14 protein-coding genes are annotated in these 16,772 nt (G+C 42.4%); 4 read left to right on the top strand and 10 right to left on the bottom strand.

Annotated elements, in window-relative coordinates:
• Window positions 1-68: 68 nt before the first annotated feature.
• Window positions 69-863 (bottom strand): NIPSNAP family protein, encoded by a 795-nt coding sequence (locus AQPE_RS04860; protein WP_318349924.1) that lies wholly within the window; start codon window positions 861-863, stop codon window positions 69-71.
• A gap of 252 nt (window positions 864-1,115) precedes the next feature.
• On the opposite strand from AQPE_RS04860, the gene AQPE_RS04855 reads away from it, so the two are divergent.
• The gene (locus AQPE_RS04855) at window positions 1,116-3,140 is read left to right on the top strand and encodes a M13 family metallopeptidase (protein WP_318349923.1); all 2,025 of its coding nucleotides are present in this window, start codon (window positions 1,116-1,118) and stop codon (window positions 3,138-3,140) included.
• Window positions 3,141-3,206: 66 nt separating this feature from the next.
• On the opposite strand, the gene AQPE_RS04850 is transcribed toward AQPE_RS04855, so the two are convergent.
• Window positions 3,207-4,523: an NAD(P)/FAD-dependent oxidoreductase gene (locus AQPE_RS04850; protein WP_318349922.1), complete on the bottom strand. Its 1,317-nt coding sequence runs from the start codon at window positions 4,521-4,523 to the stop codon at window positions 3,207-3,209.
• 361 nt (window positions 4,524-4,884) lie between these two features.
• Between AQPE_RS04850 and AQPE_RS04845 the strand changes: the two genes are divergently transcribed.
• From AQPE_RS04845 to AQPE_RS04835, 3 genes are all read left to right on the top strand, one after another.
• Entirely contained in the window at window positions 4,885-6,822 is a 1,938-nt protein-coding gene (locus AQPE_RS04845) for a glycoside hydrolase family 97 protein (RefSeq protein WP_318349921.1), read from the top strand.
• Window positions 6,823-6,927: 105 nt separating this feature from the next.
• Window positions 6,928-7,617 (top strand): L-ribulose-5-phosphate 4-epimerase, encoded by a 690-nt coding sequence (araD, locus tag AQPE_RS04840; RefSeq protein ID WP_318349920.1) that lies wholly within the window; start codon window positions 6,928-6,930, stop codon window positions 7,615-7,617.
• Window positions 7,618-7,742: 125 nt separating this feature from the next.
• Entirely contained in the window at window positions 7,743-9,416 is a 1,674-nt protein-coding gene (locus tag AQPE_RS04835; protein ID WP_318349919.1) for a ribulokinase, read from the top strand.
• 129 nt (window positions 9,417-9,545) lie between these two features.
• Here AQPE_RS04835 and AQPE_RS04830 read toward each other — a convergent pair whose 3' ends face one another.
• From AQPE_RS04830 to AQPE_RS04795, 8 genes are all read right to left on the bottom strand, one after another.
• The gene (locus AQPE_RS04830) at window positions 9,546-10,037 is read right to left on the bottom strand and encodes a hypothetical protein (protein ID WP_318349918.1); all 492 of its coding nucleotides are present in this window, start codon (window positions 10,035-10,037) and stop codon (window positions 9,546-9,548) included.
• A 124-nt stretch (window positions 10,038-10,161) separates the two neighbouring features.
• Complete coding sequence (locus AQPE_RS04825) at window positions 10,162-10,383, bottom strand: CCE_0567 family metalloprotein (protein WP_318349917.1); 222 nt, start codon at window positions 10,381-10,383, stop codon at window positions 10,162-10,164.
• Between the two features lie 225 nt (window positions 10,384-10,608).
• Window positions 10,609-11,844, bottom strand: coding sequence for an ABC transporter substrate-binding protein (locus AQPE_RS04820; protein ID WP_318349916.1), 1,236 nt, complete (start codon window positions 11,842-11,844; stop codon window positions 10,609-10,611).
• Between the two features lie 23 nt (window positions 11,845-11,867).
• Window positions 11,868-12,656, bottom strand: a complete 789-nt coding sequence (locus tag AQPE_RS04815) for an ABC transporter permease (RefSeq protein WP_318349915.1) — start codon at window positions 12,654-12,656, stop codon at window positions 11,868-11,870.
• A complete protein-coding gene (locus AQPE_RS04810; protein WP_318349914.1) occupies window positions 12,653-13,453 on the bottom strand; it encodes an ABC transporter permease in 801 nt (266 codons plus the stop codon). Before AQPE_RS04810 ends, AQPE_RS04815 begins: the two co-directional genes overlap by 4 nt.
• A gap of 12 nt (window positions 13,454-13,465) precedes the next feature.
• A complete protein-coding gene (potA, locus tag AQPE_RS04805; RefSeq protein ID WP_318349913.1) occupies window positions 13,466-14,845 on the bottom strand; it encodes a polyamine ABC transporter ATP-binding protein in 1,380 nt (459 codons plus the stop codon).
• Between the two features lie 234 nt (window positions 14,846-15,079).
• Entirely contained in the window at window positions 15,080-15,625 is a 546-nt protein-coding gene (locus tag AQPE_RS04800) for a heme-binding beta-barrel domain-containing protein (RefSeq protein ID WP_318349912.1), read from the bottom strand.
• A gap of 156 nt (window positions 15,626-15,781) precedes the next feature.
• Window positions 15,782-16,513, bottom strand: coding sequence for a L,D-transpeptidase family protein (locus AQPE_RS04795; protein ID WP_318349911.1), 732 nt, complete (start codon window positions 16,511-16,513; stop codon window positions 15,782-15,784).
• Window positions 16,514-16,772 lie beyond the last annotated feature (259 nt).

Genomic DNA, 16,772 nt, shown 5'->3' with positions numbered 1-16,772 from the left:
TCAAGTCATCGGAGCAACATTTGTTTTTTTCGGACTTCTGTCTCCGGACTTCCGTCTCCGGACCCAAACTAAAAATCGGAATAATCGGTTGGGTGCAGTAATAGTTTCACCGATTTGGAAACCGTGTTTTTGTATTCTGGCAATGCTGATAATGCTTTCCATTCCGGATGAGCTCTGAAAGCATCCCAATGCGCATCGTGAGCTGACATGTCGGCAAAAGTAGTGAGGTACATCAGGTTAGGCATTGTGCTGCCCGAAATCACTTCAGCATAAAAAACAGCATTAAAATCGAGACTTTTAAAAAGTTTGATTTCGCCCCCTTCATTAAACATTTTCACTTTCTGCCTGAATAAGTTTTCGGTAGGCCCCTCGTAGCTTCGCAGTTCGTAAATCCGCTCTGACGGTGCTGTTTTGTGGTTTGGAATAAAATAGTTTGGTGCATCCGGAAAGGCTTTCAGCAGAATGGATTCTTTGCGGAAAAAAGGCACATTGTCGAATGGAGCTCCCAAAAAATCGATGCCTTTCGTTTGGTATTCCTTGTCAGAGGCTAAAACATCCTGAATTTTTGCAAAATGATCGGGCGATGTAAAAGAGATCCAGATATAAATACGTTTCCCTGATGTGGTGTCGCTTTCGATTGGTTTAAATACACCTACTTTGGCGATTCCGGCACGATGCAAAGCGGGTAAATAGGCGTTCTTTAGGAAATTATCGATCTTTTCTTCCTGCACTTTTCCGGTTAGGCGGTAAACCTGAATCTGGTAATAATCGCGTGAGGCTGCAAAAATTGAAGCCGAAAAGGACAAAATGAAAATAACAATCAAGATTGATGTTCTTCTGAATTTTTTGGTAAGTCGGGTCATGGTTTTGTATTTTGGTTTAGAGGCCTTAAAGGTATAAATTATCTGATGTTTGATTATTCATCAACCATGTAACTTCAATTTTTTTGAATAGAATGATTCAGCTATTTATTGGTGAGTTTTTCTGATTTCGTTCTGTTTAGAAAAGTCATTGAATGACTGAATAAAATCATGTATTTCCTTTTTATTTGTAATCATTTTTGAAAAGGAGTACAAATACGAATGTTGAATATTTACAACTATTATATTTAAATCATGGGAAATTTGAACCGATTTGTATTAATCTCATTATTAATGGGAAGTCTGTCGTGCCGGCAGGAACCTCCCAAATTAAAGGCAATCGACTTGGCTGATATGGATAAGTCTTACAGTCCAGCTACCGATTTTGATAATTATTCCAACGGGGGTTGGAAAAAACGATTCCCCATTCCGGACGAAAAAAGTAGGTTTGGATCGTTCGATTTATTGGCTGATTCCGGCGAAGTACAGGTGCAGAAGTTGATAACCGGGATCGCCTCAAGCAAACAGACCGCAGGTTCAATCGCAAGTAAAATTGCTGATTTCTATAACACTGGCATGGATACCGCTAAAATTGAAACAGATGGATTGGCGCCTGTGCAACCTCTGTTCAATGAAATTAGTGCCATTCAGAATAAAGATGATGTAATGAAAGTGGTAGCCGATTTGCATACCCAAGGAATACGTCCGATGTACTCGTTGTTTTCCGATGCCGATCAGAAAAATTCGGAAATGGTGGTTGCCTATCTCTATCAGGGTGGATTGGGAATGCCTGACCGCGATTATTACATGAAAGATGATGAACGAAGTAAAAGTATTCAGGAGGCCTATAAGATTCATCTTCAGAAGATTTTTGTACTTGCTGGCGATAACGAGGCAAATTCTAAATTGAACTCTTCAATTGTTTACAAGCTTGAATATCGTCTGGCTAAATCTTCGATGACCTTGCTCGAACAACGCGACCCGCATAAGATTTACCACAAAATGAACCTGGAAGGTCTCCGAAAAATCTCTCCTGAGATTGACTGGTCGGTACAATTTCAGAATTTAGGTCTGAAAAATCCGGGCGATTTTATTGTTGGTCAACCCGATTTTGTTGCCGAATTAGGGAAAATGCTGAACGAAGTTTCGGTTGATGACTGGAAAATTTACCTGAAATGGCAGGTCTTGAGAAGTACAGCTTCTTATTTACCCCTGGCTTTTGTGAATCAGAGTTTCGATTTCTTCGGGAAGACGCTTTCAGGCCAGATGGCTCAGCGTCCGCGATGGAAACGAGTTCAGGAATCGACTAACGGAGCCCTTAGCGAAGCACTCGGACAATTGTATGTTCAGAAATATTTTCCGGCAGAATCAAAAAAGCGGATGATCGAATTGGTGAATAATTTGCGGGTGTCGTTGGGCGAACGCATTCAGAAACTGGCTTGGATGAGCAATGAAACGAAAGCTAAAGCACTCGATAAATTGGCTGCAATAACTGTAAAAGTTGGTTATCCGGATAAATGGCGCGATTATTCATCGCTTGAAGTTTCTACTGATTCGTATTGTGCCAATGTTTTGCGTGCCCGTCAGTTCGATTTTAATTACATGATTTCGAAAGTCAATAAACCGGTCGACCGAACTGAATGGATGATGGCTCCGCAGGAAGTTAATGCGTATTACAATCCATCAATGAATGAAATCGTATTTCCGGCTGCCATTCTTCAGCCGCCATTCTTTTATGTCGATGGCGACGACGCTGTGAATTATGGCGCAATTGGCGTAGTAATTGGTCACGAGATGACTCATGGGTTTGATGATCAGGGTTGTCAGTACGATAAAGTTGGAAATCTAAACAACTGGTGGACTGATGAGGATTCCAAATTGTTTAAGGAAAGAACTTCAGTGCTGGTAAATCAATTTAGCGGTTTTACCGTGCTTGATACTTTAAAGGCTAATGGAGAATTGTCGTTAGGAGAAAATATCGCGGATTTAGGGGGACTAAATGTTGCATACATTGCGCTACATAAAGTATTGACAGGTAATGAAAATCCAATTGATGGTTTTACTCCTGATCAACGTTTCTTTCTGGCGTATGCACATTTGTGGGCGCAAAATATACGCGACAAGGAAATTGTTCGCCGTACCAAAGAAGACCCACATTCGCTTGGTCGTTTTCGCATTTTAGGGCCGCTGCGTAATATGCCCGAATTCCATAAAGCTTTCGATGTAAAGGAAGGTGATTATATGTACCTGAAAGAAGCTGACCGGGCAGTGATTTGGTAAAAAGAATCGTTTCAGCCCTTATAAAAGAGATGCCAGATAAAATTCGATTTATCCGGCATCTCTTTTTTATTTTTTGTCGGGAGGTGATATGATCTTAGATGGATCTTTTCTTGCTGCCCATAAAATCAATCGTAACGACTGGTCATAAGTCAGGTAATTCCACATCCAGTTGATGAAGATTAGCAGACGGTTTTTAACGCCGACAATGGCCATCAAATGTACAAACATCCATGTCAGCCAGGCAATGAATCCTGAAAATTTCAGGAAGGGTAAATCGGCCACTGCACGGTTTCGGCCAATTGTCGCCATCGAACCGCGATCGATATATTTGAATGCTTTTAATGGTGCATTTTTACGTATGGCTTTGAAGTTGTTTGCAAGGTTAGTTCCTTGTTGAATTGCAACCTGGGCCACTTGCGGGTGCCCGTTAGGATAGGCGGCTGTTGACATGACTGATGCATCGCCAATGGCATAAATATCCTCAAACCCCTTCACTTTGCTGAATTCATCAACCAACATACGCCTGCTTCGTCCAACGGCTTCTTCGGGAATTCCGGAAGGGACAACTCCGCTGATTCCTGCCGCCCAGATGACCAGTTTGGTTTTTATTATTTCGCCGTTTCCCAGCCTGAGCGCTTCTCCATCGTAGTCGATTACCCGGGTGTTTACCCGGGCATTTACTCCAAGTCGTTTCAGGTAAAATGTCGATTTTTCGGAAGCATGTTTCGACATGTTAGCTAAAAGCGATGGAGAGCCTTCAAGGAGGCTAACCTGCATTAAATCCAGGTTCAGGTCGGGATAATCTTTGGGTAATACGAAATTTTTCATTTCGGCGATGGCACCAGCAATTTCAACTCCGGTAGGGCCTCCACCAACCACAACCACATTCAGTAACGCTCTTTTCTCATCTTCAAACTGCTCGAACAGGGTTACTGCTTTTTCAAGATTCGATAGGATCCGGTTCCGCAGAAACATGGCTTCCGAAACCGATTTCATCGGGATGGCATATTGCTCCAGATTTTTCATTCCGAAGAAATTCGAATTTACTCCGGTTGCAATTACCAGATAGTCGTACCAAACCACATCGAGGCTGGTATGCAATTCTTTTTTTTCAGTATCAACCGAATGAACTTCGGCCACACGGATGTACACATCTTTTCGTTTTTGAAATATTTTTCGAAGCGGGAAAAGAATGGAACTGGGCTCGATTCCGGAACTGGCCACCTGATAAAATAAGGGTTGAAACTGATGGTAATTGTTTTTATCAATCAAAACAATTTGAAAACCTGATCCAACAAGCTTTTTGGCTAATTTCAATCCACCAAAGCCTGCTCCGATGATGACGATTCTCTTTTTTGCTGTTTCCGGTATATTGACTGACATTTGATTTGTTTTTTTTGCAATTGGGTGTGCAATGATTTGTGTTTTACGACATATTTTAAACGTTTATCCTGAACACATTGTTTGCCAAATGTGGAAATAAAATCTGGTTTTATAATCCTGATTATCGGGATAAATCAGTTAATTTCAGCCATTATTTAATGCGTATATCCTAACGATTTATTCCGAATATGCATATTATTTGTAATTCCTGATTTCAGGTTAAATCCCAATAAATGAAATGAACTGAATTGATGAGCTTTGAGATGTAAAGATAAGTGTTAAATTTACGTTTTATATTTTAAGACTAACCGAACGCCTGAAAACTATTGTATTTGAACAACTAAACTAAACGATTTTGAAAATGAAGAAGATATTTTTTACTGCCTTTTGCCTTTTTACTTATTGGGGAATTGTAAATGCGCAATTTTCCGTCAAATCGCCACACTCCACAGTTGAGGCTAAAGTGGAAGCAGGTAATACAATCAGTTATAGTGTTTATTTTAATGGGCAACCGGTTCTAAGCAATTCGTCGGTCCGTTTCGAATTTAAGCAAGCGCCACCTTTGGGCGATGATCTTGTTGTTCTGAAAAGCTCGTCAGTTGAAATTAACGAAACATGGACTCCGGTTTTAAAACGGCAATCAACGATACTCAATAATTGCAATGAGCTGATTTTACAACTTCAGGAGAAGAACTTTCCACGACGCACAATGAATCTGGTATTTCGTGCATACGACGATGGAGTTGCCTTTCGTACAGAGTTTGTCGGCCCCGACAACAAACATGAATATGCGATGACTGAAGAATTCACGACCTTCAATTTCACATCCGACCATACCTGCTGGGCCGTAAATCACGCATCGTATCGTTCATCTCAGGAAAATGAATATTTCAAGAGAAAACTTTCTGACATTACCGATCAAATGGTGATCGGCTTGCCGATGACAGTAAAAGTTGCTGACAATTGCTATGCTACCATTACTGAAGCTGCGATAACCGATTACGCCGGAATGTATCTGAAACCGGATCATTCGGCGTCCGGATTTTCGGTTCGTTCGAGCCTGTCTCCGCTTCCGAAACAACCCGATAACGGCGACAAAGTCAATTTTAAATTTCCGCATAAAACACCCTGGAGGGTCATCATGTTGGGCGATTCGCCCGGAAAATTGCTTGAATCGGAAATCGTGATGAACCTGAACGAACCTTGTGCCATAGCCGATCCTTCGTGGATTAAACCTGGTATGTGTGCCTGGGATCATTGGTGGAGCGGCGAGGTGAAAATGGACAATGAAACCAATAAAAAATACATCGATCTGGCTTCCGAAATGGGTTGGCCTTACCAGTTAATCGACTGGCAATGGTACGGAAAGTTTAATTCTCCGGAAGCTGACATTACCAAAGTGGCGCCGCAGCTCGATATGCCCGGAATTCTGGCTTATGCCAAGAGCAAAAATGTAAAATGCTGGGTTTGGCTTTACAATACCGATGTCGACCGCGCCGATTGGGATAAAGCTTGTGCAACCTACGAAAGCTGGGGCGTTGCAGGTGTTAAAATCGATTTTATGGACAGCGACGATCAGCAAATGGTAAATTGGTATCACCGTATCGTAAAAACAGCAGCCGCGCATCATTTGATGGTTGATTTCCATGGAGCATACAAACCCGATGGTTTCCGTCGGACATATCCAAACTTGGTTACACGCGAAGGTGTGATGGGCAACGAATACAATAAATGGTCGCTTCGAGTTACTCCTGAACACATGACTACCTTGCCGTTTACGCGAATGCTGGCCGGACCAATGGACTTTACTCCCGGAGGTTTCCTGAACCGTACGCCTGAAAAATTTCAGAACGGAACGCCTGCCCAGGTTTTGGGAACACGGGCGCTCCAATTGGCTCAGTTTGTAGTTTACGATAGTCCGTTTATGGTCGCTTGCGATGCTCCTGAAAATTATAAAGGACAATTGGGGTCCGAATTTCTGAAAGAAGTAAAAACCATATGGGATGACACCCGGATTTTGAACGGACAAATTGGTGAATACATCACTTCAGCGCGCCGCTCAGGAAACGAATGGTTTATTGGGTCGATGACCAACAGCGAAACGCGTTCGCTCGAAATCAAGCTTGATTTTCTGGACAAAGGAAAGTATAAGCTGGTTTCTTTTGAAGATATTCCTGAATCGGCTATTGATGCTGAAAAGGTAGTGCGCAATTCGAGAGATGTGGTCAAAGGCGATGTAGTGAAAATTACAATGGTATCAGGTGGTGGTTTTGCCGCTTATTTGGTGCCTGTAAAATAGGGCAGAAGACAGAAGACCGGAGACGGAAGTCCGAAGAGCCGCTCCCTGAGTAGCAAAGCGTATCGAAGGGAGTTTGTCGAAGTAAAAACTTGAAACTGAAAATATATGCTGGAACAATTAAAAGAAGAAGTTTGCAAAGCCAATCTCGATTTGGTAAAACACGGATTGGTAATTTTCACTTGGGGAAACGTTAGCGCCATCGACCGCGAAAGTGGTCTGGTGGTGATTAAACCCAGTGGAGTTTCTTATGATGTGATGAAGCCATCAGATATGGTTGTGCTTAACCTCAATGACGAAGTGGTGGAAGGTTCTCTGAAACCGTCGAGCGATGCACCAACTCATCTCGAATTGTATCGGCAATTCCCGAATATTGGCGGTGTTGTGCATACTCATTCCGAATGGGCAACAAGCTGGGCACAGGCTGGCCGTGGCATTCCTGCCGTTGGAACCACTCATGCCGATTATTTTTATGGAGAAATCCCGTGTACCCGCAAAATGACAGAAGCCGAAATCAAAGGCGAATATGAACTGGAAACCGGAAAGGTGATTGTTGAAACGTTCCAAGGTTTGGATCCCGATATGATTCCCGGAGTGCTGGTCAACAACCATGCACCGTTTACTTGGGGAAAGAATGCCGACGATGCCGTTCACAATGCGGTGGTTATCGAAGAAGTGGCTAAAATGACTTTCCGGAGTTTGACACTGAATCCTGAAACCAAAATGGATCAGGTTTTGCTCGACAAGCATTTCCTCCGGAAACATGGTAAAAACGCGTATTACGGACAAAATAAATAGTTTCAAGTTCAACGTTTCAAGTTCCAAGTTGGCAATATCTGCTCGTTAGTGCAGACTTTGAATTTGGAATCTGAAACTTGGAACTTAACTTTTTACATTAAACTCAAAACTTTAAACTAAATAAAATGAGTCTACCCAAATTTACTATCGGATTGGATTATGGATCCGATTCGGTTCGTTCACTGATTGTGAATGTTGAAACTGGCGAAGAAGTTGCCAGCGTAGTTTTTGAATATCCACGCTGGAAGAAAGGCATGTATTGCGATGCGCCAAACAATCAGTTCCGTCAGCACCCGAAAGATTACCTGGAAGGAATGGAATACACCATTGTTGAGGCTTTAAAATTAGCTCCTGCCGGAGTCGCCCAAAATGTAGTTGGTATCTCCATCGACACTACCGGATCAACTCCGGTTGCCGTGGATGAAAAAGGTACACCGCTTTCATTAACTCCCGGATTCGAAGAAAATCCGAATGCTATGTTTGTGCTTTGGAAAGACCATACCGGAGTGAAAGAAGCCGACGAAATCAACGAGCTATCGAAAGAATGGAACATCGATTTTACCAAATTCGAAGGTGGGGTTTATTCGTCGGAATGGTTTTGGGCCAAGTTGTTGCATGTGATTCGTGAAGATGCCGGAGTTTATCGCGCTGCTTATTCATGGGTGGAGCATTGCGACTGGATTCCTGCTATACTTACTGGGAATACCAATCCTAAAACGCTGAAGCGCTCGCGTTGCGCCGCCGGTCACAAAGCCATGTGGCACGAAGCTTTTGGCGGTTTACCAACTGAAGAATATCTCGTAAAACTTGATCCGCTGTTGAGTGGTCTGAAAGATCGCTTATTCAAAGAAACGTTCACCTGCGACGTTTCTGCCGGAATTATTACTCCGGAATGGGCTGCTAAATTAGGTTTACCAACCAATGTAAAAATTGGGGTAGGGGCTTTTGATGCTCACCTTGGAGCGGTTGGAGCCGAAATTGAACCTTATTACCTAAGTAAAGTAATGGGAACTTCAACTTGCGACATGTTAATTGCACCAATGGAAGAAGTGGGCGACAAACTCATCGCTGGTATTTGCGGACAGGTTGACGGTTCTATCATTCCGGGTATGCTGGGAATGGAAGCTGGACAGTCGGCTTTTGGCGACATTTATGCCTGGTTTAAGAACGTATTGACCTGGCCAACCGAACAGATTATTGCGAGTAGCACACTGCTGGACGAAGCCACCAAAGCTAAATTGATCGCTGAAGTTTCTTCACGCATCATTCCTGAATTGACCAAAGCCGCAGAACTCATTCCGATTGAAGAAAGCAGTATCGTGGCTCTCGACTGGATGAATGGCCGTCGTACTCCGGATGCCAACCAGAATCTGAAAGGCGTTATTTCAGGCCTGAATCTGGGATCGGATGCACCACGAATTTTCCGTGCTTTGGTTGAAGCAACAGCCTTTGGCTCGAAAGCCATTGTCGATCGTTTTGTTCGCGAAGGTGTTCGCATCGACGGTGTAATAGCTCTGGGTGGTGTAGCCAAAAAATCGCCGTTCGTGATGCAGATTGTGTGCGATGTGCTGAATATGCCAATTAAAGTGGCTCGCTCCGAACAAGCTTGTGCATTAGGCACAGCTATGGCTGCAGCCGTTGTTGCAGGAGTTTATCCGAACATTTCTGAAGCACAAAAGAAAATGGGTGGCGGTTTTGAAAAGACTTATACTCCCGATGCCAAAAACGCAGCCAAGTATCAGGTTTTGTATGCCAAATACCTGAAATTAGGCGAGTTGGTCGAATTCGGAATGAAATAAGATTTCAGCGTTTTAAAATAGAATAACTAGTCAGGGCTTCACCGCAAAGTGAAGCCCTGACTTTTTTTACAGTATATGGCTATCGCAAAGTCAAAATAAAGAATTCTGAGATTAGGTGCTCCTCTGTTGTTATTGTTCGGGCAAGGGCGGTTTCGATAAAGAAATGGATTGAAAATTTGAAATAAATTCCCAGTTGTATAACCTCGCATTTTTCTCCAGTAAACGGAATCCATTGGAAGATAAGTCATAGATAGCGGCAAAGTGTTTAACCATCAATTTTTTTGCTTTTAAATGGACGGCCTCTCCAAAATCGTTATACTCTGCTTCCTGGAATAATTTTATTGTAATCCGATTCATCGATTCAAGTTCTTCTTCTAGCCGGTAAAATGGATAATTGCGATCTTTATCGATTACCGACTCTGTTGAATTTAAAATCGCAACCGAATAGGCCAGCAACAGGTTTTCTATTTCTTCGCCAATCGAGGTTTCAGGATAAAACTTCCGGATGATCTTCAGGAGTAATCCTGAAAACTCTTTCTGGAACGAGTTGTAAAAAGTGTCAGCTTTTTTGATTTCCTCCAAAATGAACTTCATATTTCCTTCGTCGTCAAATGAATCCATGTCCGACATTTAATTGGGTTTCATGCAAACTATAACAGTTGTGTTGCCAAAAAGATTAGTTAACTGACCTGAAAATCATCGAATAATGCTTGAATTCCTGAATTATTACTAAAAGCAATTCTTTTTAGATTTTTACCTGATTCTGCCTGGCAGCCAAAAGCTCTTTGTTCTTAGCGCTCCATTCGTTGCAAGCTTGATAAGCCATTTCAGCAAATGAAGGGATGTCTTCAAAATCGGTTAATAACCTGTCTTCAATTAAATCGTGAAGGTCGCTCGCTTTTTGGCCGGCTTTAAATTTCAGTTTATTGACTAAAACTTCGAGTTCACTTATTTCTTTCGCATCCATAGTTTTTGATTTTAGCTTTTTCAATGGGAAAAAACAAAAACTTTGCCATTCGATCAAGTCGCTGATAATGAGTTTTAGCTATTTCTCTAAACCTACATTTTTGTAGCGATAAACCTGCTGGACTACGTAAATGTATGATTTCGGATGGATGGTAATGCTATCAAAAAAGTCAGGGCTTCACTTCGAGTGAAACCCTGACTTATCCACAGAATATCTTGGGAGGTTTTAATTCACATTATTTCCTTTTACGCGACTCCACATTTCGAGTATCTGATCGTTTTTATCGAGGAAGTCGTGGAGCAATACGCAGCGGTCAACTACGCTGCTGTCGGGGTATTGAACGGAATTAATGTGCAATTTGGCATTGCCCGGACCGAAGAAATAATTCAGGTTAACGGTTTCAGTAAGTGTTGAATCTGACTGTGCCTCAATGATTTCAGGAGTTGCTACTGCACTGCAATAACCACTTACATCCATGTTACGCAAGGCAATCTGCGCCTGACAAAGGTAATCGAGAAAATAACTTGCAGCTTTTACGTTGCGGGCATATTTCGGGATAACCCAGCCATCGAACCAGATGTTGCTACCTTCTTTAGGCACCGAATAATCGAGATTAACACCCACTTTCGATGCTTCATCAATGGCCCAAACGGCATCGCCACTCCAGGCATAATCCATCCAAACCTCGCCCTTTGTCATCATTTCCTTGCCAAAATCTGCTTCCCAGCCGGCGAGGTTAGGTTTTAACGCTTTCAACTGTTTCTCAACCATGGCTATATCTTCGTCGGTGTGGTCGTTCGAAACATCGTAGCGCGTGCGTTTGCCCGATACTATGTCAGGGTAAAAACCATAAGTCGCTGCCATGTTGTAAACGTCCCAATAATGATCTTTCATCAGGATTTTGCCTTTATTTTTGGCATCCCACAGGCAAGCCCACGACTGAACTTCGCCTTTCGATACTTTATCGGTATTGTATAATATTCCTGAAGTTCCCCACATGTATGGAACCATGTAATCTTCGGCTTTTTTGCCCGGAACGCTAAAGGCATCCATCCGGTTGCGTAAGAACGGCGAAACATTGCCAAGGAAGCTTCCTGTTTTGCCAAAATTGCGATCGATCGGTAATAGCAAGTCGTTTTTAAGCATTTTTTCAATCACATACTGGGTAGGGCAAGTCAGGTCGAAATCTTCTTTCCCCATGGCTATTTTGGTGTACATTACTTCAGGCATATCAAAAACCTGATATACAATCTTTACATCTTCGCCGGTTTGCTCTTTGTACCATGCCGGGAATTCTTTCAGCAAATCTTCGTCGATATAATCTGACCAGTTGTAAATTTTCAGGACTTTTTTACGTGAATCGTCACTTTGCTTACAGGCATTAAAGGCGATTGAAGCAGTTGCAAAGAGCAGCAGGACAACCAGTTTGCTCAAGAATTTGGATTGGATGATTTTTCTCATTGATATCATTTTAAGGGTTAGAGTTACAGTTTCTTTTTCGCTGCACGCTGGTTAATAATCAGCAACAGTAACAGAACGGCAATAAAAATTATGGCCGATAGTGGTCGAAGTTCAGGAGTCAGTCCACCTCTGCGGGCGTCGGCATAAATATAGGTCGAAAGCGTTTCCAGCCCTTCATTTCCGATGGTAAACAAGGTCACCACAAAGTCGTCAATCGAAAGCGTGAACGCCAGAATAAAACCGCTGATCATTCCCGGTTTAAGTTCAGGTAAAAGAATTCGCCATACTGCCAGAAAAGGCGTGGCTCCCAAATCGAGAGCAGCTTCGTAAAGGTTCGGGTTCATGCGGCGCAAGCGGGGCAAAACGCTAAGTACCACATAAGGAGTGCAAAAGGTGATGTGTGCCAGAATGACTGTGGTATAGCCTTGCGAAATACCCAAACTGACGAAGAGCAGGAACAACGAGATGGCTGTTATGATATCGGGATTCAAAATCGGAATGGTATTAACCATTTGCATAGCCTTTTGTGCGCGCGGCATCAGGTTGTAAATGCCAATGGCAGCCATCGTTCCCAATACCGTTGATGCTGCTGCGGCAATCAACCCGATAATGAGTGTATTCCACAATGCACTGGTGAGCGAGTGATGAATTCCTCCGTGAAAAATAGAAGAGTACAGTTTCAGTGAGAATCCCGTCCAGTTACCCAGAACTTTGGCTTCTGTAAACGAGAAAATAATGATAATCAGGATTGGTGCATAAAGCACCACCAGCAAAATGCCCAGGTACGAAGAGGAAAGTATTCGCTTGATCATATCAGGTTGCCCTCCTCAGCAGCTTTCGAATTTCCTTCGCCGTTAAGCAATACGGTAATTCCGATAAAAAACAGCATAACCAGCGACAGCGCTGCGCCGTAATTCCACGTTCCGTTGTATATATTCTCCTGAAGGGTGGTTCCGAACAGTTTGATGTTGTTGATGGTAAGCAGTTCGGCAATGGCAAAAGTTGAAATAACCGGCATAAAAACCATGATAACCCCGCTGGTAATTCCGGGAATCGACAATGGGAAAATGGTTTTAAGAAATACCTGTCGCGGATTGGCGCCAAGGTCTTGTGCAGCCTCGATCAAATTCTGATCGGTCTTTTGCAATATGTTGTAGATCGGGTAGATCATAAAAGGCAGGAAATTGTACACCATCCCAAAGATGAGGGCGCCTTCGCCCAGCGGAATCTTGAAAAAATCGAACAAAGCCACTGTTGCCAAAGTCCTGATCAGGAAATTAATCCACATTGGAAGAATAAACAGAATGACCAGCAATTTAGCTTTTCGTGGCTCCATTTTGCTCAGGATATAAGCTGCCGGATAACCAATGAGAATACAAATAACAGTAGTAATCAGCGCCACGACAACCGAATACAGGAAAGTTTGCATGGCTTCCGGATGCACCCAAAACTTCTGAATGTTGGCAAATGTAAATGCACCATCGGCATTGATAAAGGCATAAAACACGATAAGCGCCAAGGGGATCAGCACAAAAAAAGCAAGAAAAAGCACATAAGGTATGGTCCAGTTCCTTCTTCGCCCCAAAAATGACAAAACTTTCCGTTGCACGATTCTGTGGTTTTAAATAGGTTCGATTTGAATACTATTGGGCGAAATGCTTATCCCGACTTGGTCGCCATCGTCCCACACATCTTGTGTATCCAGAAAAATCTGTTCGTTGCTGCCCGTCGAAATTGTCAGGTGATAATGATTCCCTTTGTACAAAATAAAACTTACCATGCCGCTAAGCATACCATCTTCCTGGTTATCCTGAAGAATTACATTCCTGAACTCAACTTTCACATTCACTTCAGTTCCATTGGCTAAAGTGGTATTTGCACATTCGAATGTAGCACCAAGAAAGCGAACATGTGTTTTGTCGACGATTGTACCTTCGAACGTATTGCAGTACCTTTCTTTTTTCATCACCTGAATGTCGAACGGTTTTACGAGCATGCCAACTGTTTTACCCACCTCGAAGCAATGGTAATCCTGAATCAGAAATTCGTAACCTTCTGGCGTGGTAACCATCATTTCGTAGTGCACTCCCTTAAAAATACTGGAAGTAACCTGTCCGGTAAATTGTGCGGCATCCGATAACTCGAAAATGTAAATATCCTCGGGCCGAACCACCACATCAACCGGTTCGTTCGGAGCGAACCCTTTGTCAACGCATTCAAACCGATGACCGGCAAATTCAACCAGCTCGTCTTCAATCATTATTCCATTCAAGATGTTGCTTTCGCCAATAAAATCGGCCACAAACGAGTTGGCCGGCTCGTTGTATATTTCAATGGGTGAGCCAATTTGCTGAATCTTTCCTTCGCTCATCACCACAATTCGGTCGCTCAGGGTTAGAGCTTCTTCTTGATCGTGAGTGACATACAGGAAGCTGATTCCCAATTTTTTGTGCATCGCTTTAATTTCCATCTGCATGTCTTTGCGCATTTTCAGGTCGAGCGCAGCCAGAGGTTCATCCAAAAGCAAAACCTCAGGTTTATTCACAATGGCGCGGGCAATGGCAACCCTTTGCTGTTGCCCTCCTGAAAGCGAATCCACATCGCGCTCCTCGTAATCGGTCATGGTTACAATTTTCAAGACCTGTTTCACCTGCTTTTTAATTTCGTCTTTCGGAAGTTTTTTCAACTGAAGCCCAAAGGCAATGTTTTCGAAAACATTCAGGTGAGGAAAAAGCGCGTACCGTTGGAAAACAGTATTTACAGGGCGAAGGTGAGGTGGTGTCTGGGTCATGTCTTGACCTCCGATGGTAATTTTCCCATTTTTTGCTTTCAGAAAGCCGCCGATTAGTCGCATCAGTGTTGTTTTGCCACAACCCGATGGCCCCAAAATAGTTACGAATTCGCCTTTTGCGATAGAAAGATTTATGTCCTGAAGAACGGTTTTATCACCAAAAGTATGTGATAATTGTTCTACAGTGATGATGTCAGTCTTTTGATGCATGAATAAATATAATGGTCTTTTTAGTATAGTTGATGCCTGAAAGCGGATTTGTCGCTAAACTTAAAATCAAAGATATTTAATCGAGTGAATTTTCGGGTGGATTGGTCATTGGTTTTTAATAAAATATGAGTTTAATAATTGGTTTTTCAGAACAAAGTACGGTGATTTCAGATTAACCGAATCGTTCGTTTCGGTACAAGTTTTTACTGTAATGCGGCCGGCAAAACCGAAAGACTACACTTTCGTTAAAGAGTTAGTATCGCTATGGGCAAATATTTTCCCATATATCTCAACAGTAGTTTCCTGAGTATAGGAAAGCGTGTTCCCCGAGAGTTTTAATTCGCGTTTAAAGGCTAGGGTTTTTGCTTTGGCTCTCATAAATGGCGATTGCACAATTCCCCAATCCGGATCATCCAGTTTCGACGAAACCTGAATTGTAGTTTCCCCGCCTGTCGTTTTTTCGTAAGTTCCTCCAGCCAGTAAACTAACACCTCTGGGAATTGAAAAAGCGCACATGATAGTGTCCGAAATGTTATCCCAGATCCAAAAACCGGTCTCGCTGTGCGACATTTCATCGGTTTCCTTTTCAAAAACTGTTTGATGGTACCTAACGGCAGTTAGCTCTTGCTCTTCGGCATTACTGATTTCCATATCAATCGCCTCAACCACCAGTGTTTCGTAATATGGGTTGTTTTCATCTTCTTCGGGTTTCGGAGCTAGGTCTGTTCCTTTGTCACCTTTCCATGTGCCAATTAATCCGATTAGTGGATTTGTTTTCATTATTCCTGAATTTTGATTTGTATCTGAATTCCTCATTCCTGAGGTTTTATTATTGTTTTGAGCGATAGAATCATTCAAATACAAAACTAGCAGATTCAAAATTTTTTCAGGAATAAAACTGAGAAATGTTTAACCTGATTGAAGAATTGATGGGATCTATTTCAAACCAGCGCCTAAAATTTTTTCAGTACCCATCAAAATAGAGGGGTTCATTTCAGGATTCATCCATTTGATTAACTGTTCCATGTCTTTCTGAAGGATTACCACACATCCTGAAGATGAATTGATCGACTGGCCTTCGCTCAGATGCAGAAAAATGGCGCTGCCATTGCCTTTTACTACCGGATGCGTATTGTATTCAATTACCATGCAATACCGGTAATCATTTCCGTTCAGCAGCAGTTTTTCGTACGATTTAGCGCTTGTCGTTCCCCTGATGTACCGATTGTAATCGGGCGAATTGGGGTCGTCAATCCATTTATCTTCCGGAGTGGTTTGTATAAATGGCATTTTGGTATCAACCTCTTTTTCGTAGCAAAACAATTTACCCAAACGGAAAAAACCGGTTGGCGATTGATTGTCGCCTTCTCGTTTTGCATTAGGTGCCGCAAAGCCTTTACGCCCGATACCTGCCTGCATTGGAGCCGAAGCGACATGCCATTGGCTGCCTTTCTTCTCCATTGCTACTAATGTCGCCAAATTACACTCAGCCGTTTCAATAAAAACAACGAGAAGCTGATTGACGCCATCCAAAAGAGCCGCATTTTGTTTTACGATACGAAATGCTTTCTTTTCCTGAGTTTCGGGATCTATCCCGCTTGCCGAAACATTGAATATGCAAGCGACAAAACTTTGAAAAAGGAGGAAGTATATAATTGATTTGATCATGTCGATGTATAATTGTTTTTCTTACCGATCAAATATATGTATTTCGTTGGCTATCAAAATCTATTTCATAAAACATTTAAAATTTTGGTAATGATTGATCCAGAGCTAACAGGCTATCATATTAATGGTTTGTGCTTTTTGCATGTATCGGATATTCTGAATTGTGTTATTTTTAACCCGTGTCCCGAAGCAATTTTGCTTTGATGTGTCGCATAAACACTTAACTTTACCTGTCTAAATCTATTAATCACAAATCACA

Origin of the sequence: Aquipluma nitroreducens (assembly GCF_009689585.1) — a bacterium.
In the GTDB taxonomy this organism is placed as follows: domain Bacteria; phylum Bacteroidota; class Bacteroidia; order Bacteroidales; family Prolixibacteraceae; genus Aquipluma; species Aquipluma nitroreducens.
The sequence above is the reverse complement of the archived record's forward strand: the minus strand, read 5'-3'. Positions and strand labels throughout refer to the sequence as shown.